Source organism: Paenibacillus sp. OAS669 (genome assembly GCF_014873645.1).
GTDB classification, from domain to species: domain Bacteria; phylum Bacillota; class Bacilli; order Paenibacillales; family NBRC-103111; genus Paenibacillus_S; species Paenibacillus_S vulneris.
In genome coordinates, this window is record NZ_JADBDR010000030.1 from 17,925 (window position 1) to 29,094 (window position 11,170).

The window sequence follows — 11,170 nt, forward strand, 5'->3', positions numbered from 1 at the left end:
CCCTCCTTATATACTCCCTACTATCTTCCTACTACACCCATACCGTTAATTACTTTATCTAGCATTTCGTCAAAGGTCGTCATCGATCTGGCCGCTGCGTTATAGGCATGCTGAAACTTGATCATATTCGCCATCTCTTCGTCAAGGGACACCCCGCTGACGGACTGTCTTCGCTCATCCACCTGATCGACAATAGATTTGGAATTATCGACTTGTCTCTTGGCTTCCGTGGACTGTACCCCTAATTGCCCAATGGTTGCTCTCAGAAAATCATTAATCGTACCGGACTGCAGGACTGACCCGGCAGTGCCTGTTGAATTAAAATCAAACTTCGTATCCTTAAGCTGGGAAACCAGGATAGCAAGCGTGTTGTTACCCGTAATGACTTCTTCCTTATTAGTTGCAGTGTTCAGGGCCGTTCTCATGGATGTCGCTATATTGCTAGGATCAGCTGCAATCGTTGGATTCAACTGAATATTCGCTGCCGTAATAGTCCCGTTACCCTTGGAGGTGAAGAAATCACCTACTTTTTTGGTCGGATCATCATTAAGGTAGCCCAGCTTATGGAGACCATTCAGACCGTTTACCGTAACGGTAAGATCATCCTGCAAAGTTCGCTTATCTCCACTATAAACCGTATCGTTAAAAATGGTTCCTTCCGGGAGAACTGAACCCTTTGGAATCGTTACGGTAATTTTCCCGTTGGCAATCGTGCTTGCCAATGTATCCAGCTGCTTTTGATAGTCCGCCACATATCGGTCTCTGGACTGAATCATTCCGTAGATTTCGCCGCTATTAAGGTCGCCTGATGCAGCCGCACTTGTAACTTGGGCTACGGAGGTAGGGGTAGCGGTATTTCCATCTACCAGAACCGTATTCCCCATAGTTATGTTATAACCTGTATCCGTCTCTTGGACCCTGACATTTACGATCTTGGACAAATTATCTGCCAACAGATCGCGCTGGTCTCTCAGATCATTGGCGCTATCGCCCATGCCTTCAATCCGCTTAATCTCTCTATTTAAATCGGCTACGGTTGAAATAATAGAGTTGACCTGGTCCACTTTAACGGAAATATTCTCCGTCAGGTCGTTGCTCAAATCCGATAGCTGTCTGCTCGTTAAATTCAGAGAATCTACCAGAGCCATGGCATTCTCCCGGACGATCTTTCTTCCTGTAATGTTTTCAGGATCCTTACTTAGATCGGACCAGGACGCCCAGAATTTATCTACAACCGATCGCAAGCCTGAATCGGAGGGTTCGTTAATGATGGCCTCTAATTTTTCCAGCGTATCCTGCTGAACGGTCCAGCTGCCCAAGCCTTTATTTTCGTTATAAAATTGATCGTCCAAAAACTTTTCGCGAATTCGCGTGACCGAATCAAACTCTACCCCTTGCCCCATTTGGCCCGGCACATTGCTGCGCATTAGCCCTGGAGCTTCGATCGGTCTGGCCGCAACCATATTAACGACCTGACGAGAATATCCTGCTGTGTTAGCATTAGCAATATTATGGCCTGTTGTTGAAAGAGCAGCCTGCTGCGTAAACAAAGCCCGCTTGGAAATCTCAATACCGCCAAAAGTAGATCGCATCTTTCTTAACTCCCTCCGTCGCTTTCTAAGGCTTTAAGCTTTAGTATCAAATAATCCGGCTCGCTTCGAGCCGTAGGTATTCATTTGCGGATTTTTATACGTATATTCGTCTTCCGGAGGGCCTGCAATAAGGTCCAGAGAATATTCTAGAAAGGCCAGCGAGTGCTCAATCAGCTGCTGATTTAACTGATTCAGCTCCTTAAGCCTATGAATATTGCCCAATAGCTGCTTTTGCATCCCAAGAAGCGCTTTCTTATCTTCCACATTGAAGATGATTTTCGTCAAGTCGCTAACCGTTACTTTTGGATTCGGCTTATAGCCTTTCTCGATCATGAATTGTCCGATGGCTTCCACACGCTGCTGATCCAGTTCGCCAATCTGCTTGACGAGCTTGTTTTCCTTGGAAACGATCTGCATTAACTGCTCTACATCGTTCTGGATGAGCACCTGCTTCTTCCGTTCTGCCAGCTCAAGTAAGTTTTCGTGTACGTCGTTCAGCGCCGTCATGATTTGTATCAAAGCCTCAAATGCCATGCTCATCCACCCATGTATTCAGAATGTTAATCATTTAATAAAAGGAAAAAGCTTCTCTGCCAGCGTCCTGGCATCGACCTTATAGGTACCTGCAGCTACCGATGATTTCAAAGCTTCTACTTTTTCTCTGGCTTTCTCTGCCGCAGCCGGATTTTGCGTCTCCAATAGTTCCTTCGCCTCACTGGATATTTCTACTTGGTCTTTCTTTTTCTGAGTCTTGGTCTTTCCCGCAGCAGAATACGCCTCCTGGGATTTCATATATTGATTGACCGCGCCGACCCGATTTGTACCATTTATCTTCATGCCTATCACCTCGTTTATTCATTAAAATAACCCCACCGAATAAGCGTTAATACTTTTATCGGTGGAGTTATCATGAAAGTTTATATTAAATTGATAATATCATTAGCTGTGGCGGTCCTTCAAACGGTCCTTAATGTTGAACGATATTCGGTTGGCTTCCTCTAGCAAAGCTTGCTTCCGCTGCTCGTCCTCTTGCATATGGCTCGCATCCTTGGCAAGCCGCTGTCTGCACGACTCACAGATCGTATGTTCACGGATAGGGGCGTTGCATACCTCACAGTAATAGGACATATTGGGATTATTCTTGATGGATATACGCCCTTCACGAATAAACTTGGTAATCTGCTTCACCGGGACCTCCGTTGCCTCGCTAAGCTCGATTATTGAACAAGAACGCTGCTCGCGCAAATACTTCAAGCATTTCTCATACTGCAGATCGATATCTTTGAGACATTGGCCGCATAAGCCGTAATTGTTCTTGACGTAGATTTTGCCGCAGCGCTGACAGTTATCGACATTCAGACTCATTTCTGAGCTCCCCCCATTGTTAAACATTCGATCATTTGCTGAATAGGATGATTAGTCATAGTGTATCGCAAGTAGCATGACGTTGTATACTTCATTTTAACAAAATCCGACATCAGATGTCATCTTGCCCAGCTTAACCCGTAAATTTCAACCCCATCGAGCTCGGTCTGCACCGTTCTGGCGCACTCGTTCAGCGTACTTCCGGTCGTATACACATCATCAACCATATACAGCTTTATATTTGATCGGGCTGCCAGATCTCGCAAGACCTCTTTGGCTGCAGGAAGCATGGCAAATACCCCCTGCAAATCTCCCAACCGGTCGCCGCGAGTCTTAAAGCTTTGTTTATCCGTGTGCCGGACTCTTTCCAGAATCGGAACAACCGGAAGGCCTACTCTTCTGCCCAGTTCATGCGCCAGTTGCTCCGCCTGGTTAAAGCCTCTTTCCAGCTGTCTGGCCTGGCTCACGGGAACATAAGTGATGAGCTCGATACCGGGAGTGCGTACCTCTGCTTCCCTGACTTCTTCACTTTTGCGATGCAAATGATAAGCGTGCAGCAGCATGGTGCCGAGAAGCTCCCGAAGCTTTTCATGCCCCCTGTATTTATAAACCGCGAGCCACTCCTTCATCAATGGGCTGTAGCTGACTGCGCTTCGGTTCTGAACAAAATACTGCTCATGCCGCCGCTGGCAATCCGTGCAGTTCTCCGGCCGGCCGCAGCAGCTGCAATGGACTTCTAAGATCCATGGTATAGCTGTCCAGCAGCTATCGCATAACGGGAGCTCTTTTGGAACGCTGTAGTCATGACCGCAGGCCGTGCAGGTCAGCTTTTGAGGCGAAAGCACCCCCTCGGCTGTCTTCAGAAGCTGCGTCCATTTTTGCCGTATCCAATCCACCGTTCTTGTGCTTGCCCTCACTTAGAATCCGTCCCCTTTGTACGCAAATACCCTTTTTTTCTGGCCATCGCATTCATGCTTTTGATTTGACGAATCGCTTCCACTTGAGCCCGGGTTTTCTCCTTCGCGGCAAAATAGACGTTACCGGCAGGATCGTCGGCAGAACGCCCCGCCCTCCCCGCCATTTGAACCAGGGCAGCGGCGTCAAAGATAGGCTCGTCCGCATCCAAAATCAGCACATCCGATTTGGGGATCGTTACACCTCGCTCAAGTATTGTGGTTGTAACCAGAATGCGGGTTTGTTTGCCGCGGAAATCCATCACTTTCTGAGAACGGTGCTCATCCTTGGAGGAAGTCCCCTCAGTAGCCACCTCCGGAAATGTACGGTTAAGCAGCTCTGTCAAAGGCTCTACCATGTAGATCTTGGGTACGAACACAAATAGCTGTGCTCCTCTTTGTATCGATTCCGTCATGATGCGTACCAAGCTGCCGGATAGGGCTGCTTTCTGAAGCTGCTGGCGTAACGGAGGCGTAGCAAGTAGTGAGGGGACTGGCAGCGGATGCCGATGATAACGGGCCGTTACTTTGACATGAGGCAGTTTACGCCGTGCTGCAGCCTTCTGAAGCGGTACCGGGGGCGTAGCCGATAATAGGATCGTTGCCCCTTCGGTTTTGCATACCTTTTCTGCCGCATACTGCAGCATGGGATTGTTATGGTAAGGAAACGCATCCAGCTCATCGATGATTACAAGATCAAAAGCTCGTTCAAATCGCAGCAGCTGGTGAGTTGTCGCAATCGTTATCGGAGCGGTGTCCCACCTCTGCTCGCTCCCCCCGTACAGCGTAACTACGGGAACAGGGGCAAACGCTTTTTCCAATCGGGGCTTCAGCTCCAGTACGACATCTCTTCTAGGGGTTGCCACAACGACACGACCGCCTTTGGAAACCGTATAGTGGATCATGGGGAAAATCATTTCTGTTTTTCCCGCTCCGGTTACAGCCCAAATAAGAAATTGAGACGGCTGATTTGGTTTTTTGTTTAAGGATTTCAATTCATTTCCTTTCAAAAAATGCAACGCTTGTCCCGAAGCTTCGGCTTGAATCTCGCTTAACCCCCATGGAGCAAGATACGATTCCAATACTTCCTCTCTGCCTGATATTCCTTCCCGTACCTGAGCAGCATAAGAGGAGGAATGAACGGTAACCGAACAAAACCGCGATCTTCCCATCGTAAGACATTGTTCGCAGTAGGGGCATGGTTGACCGCAGAACATGCATTCTGTCATGACCATATGCTCGGAATCGCCGCCGCACCGATGGCATTGGTAGTTCTCTTTGGTACGATTCCAGCCTTTGCCCTTCTGCTTTTTAATACCTTGGTCCATGATCAAATACCCGTACAAAAAGCCGGCCTGTACATAAGCCAACGGCGCTGAGGCTGCCGCCCGCAACCCGTGGTGCTCCATCAGCTGTATCACTTCATCGCATAACAAGCTGCGTCCCTGCATTAATTCTACAAACCGGCTAAGTTCGTCCGCCTGCAGCGTCACTACTGCTTCCGGTTTCTGCTGATAGGCATCCCACTGCCGCTTTTCACAATCCATAAGCAGCCACTTGTCCGAATCGTGTGAAGCCAGCATGGAGATCCCAAGGGATGATGCTTGCTCCGAAATTTTCCTTGTCCATACCGAGGACAGGTCTAGTTCTCTTGCTGTCCATGCCACCGCATTCAGTTTGTCTCTTAGAACTACAGCTTGTCCAAACGAAATGGCCGGCTCCAGCATCCGTATTCTAATCGAATCCGCATACTGACCGAACCAGAACGCCAAATCGACCCGCATGTCTAACGATACATGCCATTTGGCGCCATGCTTGTTAATGACCGCATATAGAACTGCTCTCACTTACAACCATTCATCCTCACATCATTTTGTAAGCGGTTTCCAAACCTTCTGGGTTGGCTAGCCGAACAACTATAACCTGCTTATCTTCATGCTGACGAATCCATTCGTCCCATGATTCCAGCCCCTCCAAGGTGAGGATCTCCAGATTATGCTCCTTGCGGAATTGTTCGGCGATAGCCAACGTTTCGTCCGTCGAGCCTTCATCGGCTATAGTCAAGTGGACGTCCCTGCCTTTAAACCGCGAGAAAAAAAGCAGCGAACGAATGTACCACTCCACCTGATTTTCATTGTTATGTGTAACGAGCAAAAAATGCGTCTCATTCCGACCCGTTCTCCGGCGCCGTCGATAACACCAATGCACCAAGGCAATACTTGCAGCATAGCTGCCAAAGATCCACAGTAACCCTAACATCATCGCGGCTCCCTCCCTTAAGACCAGTATATGCCGCAATGAGTTGGTTGGTTCCTGTTTACAGCGTGACCCAGCCGTTTTTGATGGAAATAATAACCGCCTGTGTCCGGTCATCGACTTCCATCTTCTGCAAAATGCTGCTCACATGATTTTTGACCGTTTTCTCACTGATATACAAAAATTCCCCAATGGTTTTATTGCTTTTGCCTTCTGCCATCAGCCGAAGCACTTCGGCTTCCCTGCGCGTCAACGGGCTATTGTCCGTGTGAACGTATCTGACTCCCGCATCCTTGGCCAGAGTGCCGTTTCCTGCCGTACCCACTTCATCCAGATAGGTCATTCTGCGCAGCTGATTGATCAGCTTGCCTGTTACTTTGGGATGAATGTAGGCATGTCCTGCAACTACGGACCGGATAGCATTAATGAGCGACTCCGCTTCCATATCCTTAAGCAGATAGCCGGACGCTCCTTTACGCAGCGTTTCAAAGACATAGCTTTCATCATCATGAATAGAAAGGATAATGACTTTGATATCCGGAAATATCCCCTTGAGCTTCTCTGTAGCTACTACACCGTTCTCAATAGGCATATTAATATCCATAAGTACGATATCAGGATGCAACGTGTTGCACAGCTCAATAACTTGGATGCCGTCTCCACACTCTCCGACGACCTCCAGATCGTTTTCCATATTGATAATGCGTTTGACCCCTTCACGAAATAATTGGTGATCATCCGCTAATACCAGTTTAATGTTGCGTTTTGCATTTCCCGTGATGTCCATTACTTAGTCCTCCTTCGAATCTAATTTGATGGGTATCAACATGGATACTTTAGTGCCCGCACCTTTCGTCGATGTGAGCTCCATTCTGCCCTCCAGCAGCTCTACGCGTTCACGCATCCCTATAATGCCGTAATGGCTCCCTTTTTCGATCTTCTTCTCCACGCTGTCGACAAGAAAACCGACGCCGTTATCTGAAACTGTGATTTTCACCATCTGCTGCCGGTAAGTCACTTCCAGCGAAACGTGCGAAGCTTGGGCATGCTTGACCACATTGGAAAACGCCTCCTGTACAAGACGGTAAATCGCAACCTCCATCCCGGAAGGAAGCCTTGTTTCTTTACCGGAAAATTCAAATTGCGTGTTGATTTTTGATTTTTCTTCAAAGTCTTGTACAAATTTCCGCAAAGCAGGAATGAGCCCCAGGTCGTCTAATGCCATGGGCCTAAGATTGAAAATGATTTTGCGAACCTCCTCAATCCCTCCTCTGACTTGACCCTTCAAGTCCACGAGCTCTTCTTTTACAGACGCATAGGCTTGCTTGGTCAGCATTCTTTCGGCAATTTCCGTTCGCAGTACAACATTCGCCATAGTTTGAGCCAAACCGTCATGTATTTCCCGGGCAATCCGTTTGCGCTCTTCCTCCTGGGCCAAAATAATCTTCAGGCCTAGAAGCTGCCTGTTTTTGGCCGACTCCAGCAGCCGGGTTACCTGATTCAAGTCACCGGACAGGTACTCGAGAACTACATTGACTTGGGAGACGACAGCTTCAGCTCTCTCTAATTGTTTATCGACATTTTTTATTCGTTTCGCAAGATCATCCCTTCTTGCCTTCAGGTGAAGCTCCTTCTCCCGATACATAGCGAGCTGGGTTTGCATTTGAGTTGCAAATTCGTAGGCCGTCCGAATGTCATCTTCTTTGAAGCGTTTAAAATCGCGGCTAACCTCGGTCAGCCGAATACGGGCCCTCCGATATTCCAACTCAATGTGGTCAACCATATCTATGGTCTTTCGCGTTTCGTCCATTACTTCCTGCAGCTCGTTGTTCAACGCACTACGCTCTGACCGGACATTTTCACAAATTTCAAATATTTGATATTTGCTGCTTTCCATGACGTCAATTGCATTCTTAATAATGCGGTCCAAAGCGTCCACTTGCATACGTAAGGCCCCTTCTCCAACGATTCCATATACAGGAAGCCTGCACGACCCCGAGTGTCGGACAGGCTCCTAGCAATATAGTACCATATTTATTCAAGTTTGTAAGAGGAGCATGGAACTAATTATTGCAGAGTGATCTGCTGGGTTTTGGCGTCCCAGGTTACTTTCCAGCCGAGATTTTCGGATAAAATGCGCAGTGGTACCATAGTAACATCCTTCATAATTTTGGGTGCCACCTCAGCTGTTACCCGCTTTCCGTTAACGATTAAATCTGGATTATCGATCCAGAGATCGATCATCTTATCCCCACGAATAACAGTGACTTTACGTTCTTTATCATCCCAACGCACCGTTCCGCCCAACGCATCTGTTACAAAACGAATAGGAAGCAGCGTGTTTCCGCTGATAATAACAGGAGCTTGCTCCAAGGTCATCGTCTTGCCGTTTACCGAAACCGCCGTTTTATTGACCGTAAGGTTCACCGAATTGTTCGGCAGTGCCGGCAGCTGGCCTTTGTACGTGAAGGTAATATCATCGATGCCTATTTTGCCTACGGCTGCACGCTCATCCTGGCCAACCTGATCGTTGTATACATAAACGCTCTTAACGGTAATCGGGAATTTCATATCATATTCCGATAAATCGGCCGAAACTTGCTTCCAGCCCTTCCAGTTGATATTAGGGGCCAGCTCAATATAGTAGATCTTCCCGCTGTTATCTTTAATCTCCGTTCTGAGCGAATTCAGGCTTTCGTCGCCGTTCACTCTCATTTTAATGAATTGCGGCTGGCCTTCGATTTGAATACCTGTATCCATATCGGCATAAGCCCATCTGCTGCCCGTCGCTTTTGTAAAATCATAATTTAATTCCAAGTACTTATTTTTCGTTTCGGATTCGCGAATATAGACGGAAGTCGTAACCTCCTGCGGAAGCGGACGAGAATTCGTCATCACCGCATTATTATCAAGATCGTACCAGACATTGTCTTTTCCGATTGGGAGGGTCAGCATCGTGCTGTAGCCGTCGTAACGGGCAATCAGCTGCAGCTGGGTTGCGCCTGCCAAACTATTTACGGTCAGAACGCCATTTTTGACCTCTGCCTTCATCCCGTTAACTTCCCATTGCAACAACTCGGCAGGGACCTCTCTTGATTTGCCTGATTTCGTCGTTGCTATGACAGGAAGCTTGTAGGAACCCCCTTCGGACAAAGCAATATTACTTGCATCAATGGTTAATGAGGCCAGCTGATCCCTGCCTATCACGGGAATATCCGCCGTTTGCGTACCAGTGCCGGAAGTAGCCGTTACCTTCGCTGTACCCAATTGGGTTGGTGTGAACACATTATCTTTAAAGGTCCCCGCATTATTAGGCGAAGCCCATGTCGCTTGTACACCATCGGAAGCTATCGGATTATAGTATTCATCATAGCCTCTAAATCTTAATGCTGCCTGCTCATTCAAAAACAAGAAATCCGGTGACTGGATGACAAGGTCCTTCACTTGCCCTTTCGGCGCCGTGGAATAAACCCCTACACCGTTAACCACTTTACGTTGAATTCCTGTTTCCGTTTTATTGATTAGAACCGGATTCTCCTCGCCTAGCGGTCTGGCCACCATTTGGGTCGAGCCGCCTCCATCGAGGTTCATACCTTTCCAAACGCCTACTTGAATCATAAACTGCTGCAGTTCGGTCATACTCAAGCCTTTACTGTCTCCGCTGTAATCCGCAGTTACCAGGTATGCCGTTTTTTGGTCTTGGGAGTAGCCGATAGCCGTTCTCGAACGGGTGCAGCATAAGCTGTCAACTTCTCTTGAGAATTCCGCCGGCTTGCCCTCGTCTACCAGAATCGTATGGCCGCCTATCATCATTTTAAAGTTTTTCGTATCATACGTTCTGCTAGCATCTTGAGGAAGAATCTGATAGTCGTATTTAAGAGGGTCTCCTACCTTCATATGAGCGCGTACAAAATCGGCCGCCTTGCCTGATGCGCGAAGAATGTAACCATCTTTAGGAGCGATCATATCTATGATCATGTTGTCCGCAATCTTTTGAATAATGCCGTTCTGTACCAGTACTTCCGTTGGGACCGTAACCCCATCGTTCGATCGGTCGGATTGTCCCCAGGCATTGGTGTACATGAACATAGCGTCTACATGGCTGTGCTCGCCACCCGGCTCAAACCAGTAATACGTCTTATTAATCCCGCCAAGAGGGAAATTAGCACCATCCTTGGTCGTTACTGATCCTTGAAACGTAAACAGATCTACTACTGGAACGTTATCCTTGGTCAGTGCAAACGAATAGAACCCTGGTAAATAAGGAGGCGTAGCCATCAGCTGCCCATTGGCGATTTCAGGTCCCATGGGAACCCCTTCCGCCTGCGTATTGTAGAAATCCCCGTTTACACCGGCCACAGCCTTCGTCTCTGTAGCCATCCCTAGTACACTCTGCTTCTTAGTAAATTGATTGTTCGTTCCCGTCATAACATCCAATTTCACATAGGGGTTCGTCAAATCTACCTCGACGACATTCGCATTAACAGATATATCTTTTTTATTACGGGTCGATTTCCAAACATATTTTTTCAAAACGGCACCGGACGTTAATATCTCTTGACTTACCATCGTCACAGTCGGTTCGGATGCCGCATATACTTGGGCCGTTGACATAAGAGGCGATAAACAGATCATTGCAGATAAAACGATAGAGGACATTTTCATCCAAACCTTATGCTTACTCACGTTGCTTTCTCCCTTCTATTTCCCACTCTCCTTTTATTTAGACTCTATTACTATGGAAAAAGTTACGTTTTACTAGAATGAAAAACAGATATTTTAGGACATTATCCGCCATATTTGAACATTTATCGAACAAGACAGAAGCTAGGTTGAAAAAGACGCTTCGCTAATTGGAAATACTCTCAATTTCTCACAATCTATTGCTCTTGAAAGGGATGAGCTAAACTCTAGAGTAAAGGGCAGATAAATTTCTGCCCCTCCTCATCAAACCGTACGTGAGGTTTTCCCTCATACGGCTTTCCGATGTTCGTCATTCATGTG

At 47.4% G+C, this 11,170-nt stretch carries 10 protein-coding genes; all 10 read right to left on the minus strand.

Annotated elements, in window-relative coordinates:
* Window positions 1-20 precede the first annotated feature (20 nt).
* The 10 genes from flgK to GGC63_RS33830 all read right to left on the minus strand — a co-directional run bounded on the left by flgK (window position 21) and on the right by GGC63_RS33830 (window position 10,852).
* The gene (flgK, locus tag GGC63_RS33785; RefSeq protein ID WP_192705949.1) at window positions 21-1,592 is read right to left on the minus strand and encodes a flagellar hook-associated protein FlgK; all 1,572 of its coding nucleotides are present in this window, start codon (window positions 1,590-1,592) and stop codon (window positions 21-23) included.
* 33 nt (window positions 1,593-1,625) lie between these two features.
* On the minus strand, window positions 1,626-2,126 hold the full coding sequence (locus GGC63_RS33790) for a flagellar protein FlgN (protein ID WP_192705950.1): 501 nt from the start codon (window positions 2,124-2,126) through the stop codon (window positions 1,626-1,628).
* Between the two features lie 30 nt (window positions 2,127-2,156).
* On the minus strand, window positions 2,157-2,429 hold the full coding sequence (gene flgM, locus GGC63_RS33795) for a flagellar biosynthesis anti-sigma factor FlgM (RefSeq protein ID WP_192705951.1): 273 nt from the start codon (window positions 2,427-2,429) through the stop codon (window positions 2,157-2,159).
* Window positions 2,430-2,531: 102 nt separating this feature from the next.
* Window positions 2,532-2,957 carry a flagellar protein gene (locus GGC63_RS33800; protein WP_192705952.1) on the minus strand — a complete coding sequence of 142 codons (426 nt, stop codon included), beginning with the start codon at window positions 2,955-2,957 and terminating at the stop codon, window positions 2,532-2,534.
* Between the two features lie 119 nt (window positions 2,958-3,076).
* Window positions 3,077-3,874 (minus strand): ComF family protein, encoded by a 798-nt coding sequence (locus GGC63_RS33805; protein ID WP_318781161.1) that lies wholly within the window; start codon window positions 3,872-3,874, stop codon window positions 3,077-3,079.
* Window positions 3,871-5,757, minus strand: a complete 1,887-nt coding sequence (locus GGC63_RS35280; RefSeq protein ID WP_192705953.1) for a DEAD/DEAH box helicase — start codon at window positions 5,755-5,757, stop codon at window positions 3,871-3,873. The genes GGC63_RS33805 and GGC63_RS35280 overlap by 4 nt, the downstream gene beginning before the upstream one ends.
* A gap of 16 nt (window positions 5,758-5,773) precedes the next feature.
* A complete protein-coding gene (locus tag GGC63_RS33815; RefSeq protein ID WP_192705954.1) occupies window positions 5,774-6,172 on the minus strand; it encodes a hypothetical protein in 399 nt (132 codons plus the stop codon).
* 55 nt (window positions 6,173-6,227) lie between these two features.
* A complete protein-coding gene (locus tag GGC63_RS33820) occupies window positions 6,228-6,953 on the minus strand; it encodes a response regulator (RefSeq protein WP_079914248.1) in 726 nt (241 codons plus the stop codon).
* Window positions 6,954-6,956: 3 nt separating this feature from the next.
* The gene (locus tag GGC63_RS33825; RefSeq protein WP_079914247.1) at window positions 6,957-8,111 is read right to left on the minus strand and encodes a sensor histidine kinase; all 1,155 of its coding nucleotides are present in this window, start codon (window positions 8,109-8,111) and stop codon (window positions 6,957-6,959) included.
* Window positions 8,112-8,233: 122 nt separating this feature from the next.
* Complete coding sequence (locus GGC63_RS33830; RefSeq protein ID WP_192705955.1) at window positions 8,234-10,852, minus strand: stalk domain-containing protein; 2,619 nt, start codon at window positions 10,850-10,852, stop codon at window positions 8,234-8,236.
* Between the last annotated feature and the right edge of the window lie 318 nt (window positions 10,853-11,170).